This window comes from Ralstonia sp. VS2407, assembly GCF_052950655.1.
In genome coordinates, this window is record NZ_JBRFVG010000194.1 from 1 (window position 1) to 493 (window position 493).

The window sequence follows — 493 nt, forward strand, 5'->3', positions numbered from 1 at the left end:
CTTGAAAGACGGTCATGCAATCCATCGGCTCTCCACTCATGTGGTCCTCGTTCGCGGCGTTTGTGCTCATGGCGCTGCTGGTCGATTTTTTTGCGCTGAGCAAGCAGGGGGCGCACCGCGTCAGCACCCGTGAGGCGGCCATCTGGTCCCTGGTCTGGGTCGGGGTGTCCTTCGTCTTCATGGGCTGGCTGTGGTGGCACCTTGGCGGCGCCGGCACGGACGAGGCGGCCCGCTCACTGGCCAATGCCAAGTCGCTGGAGTTCCTGACCGGCTACCTGATCGAGAAGGCGCTGGCCGTCGACAACATCTTCGTGTTCCTGATGTTGTTCACCTACTTCTCCGTGCCCGCCGAGTTCCAGAAGCGCGTGCTGATGTTCGGCATCCTGGGTGCGCTTGTGCTGCGAGCGGGGATGATCCTCGTGGGCGCCTGGCTGATTGCGCAGTTCCACTGGATCCTTTATGTGTTCGGCGCCTTCCTGCTGTTCACCGGCAT

General features: G+C 62.3%; 1 protein-coding gene. It reads left to right on the forward strand.

The window, feature by feature from the left end; translation table 11 throughout:
• Window positions 1-68: 68 nt before the first annotated feature.
• The coding region (locus ACU8YE_RS24580) for a TerC family protein (protein ID WP_446930034.1) at window positions 69-493 on the forward strand (425 nt) is incomplete at its 3' end.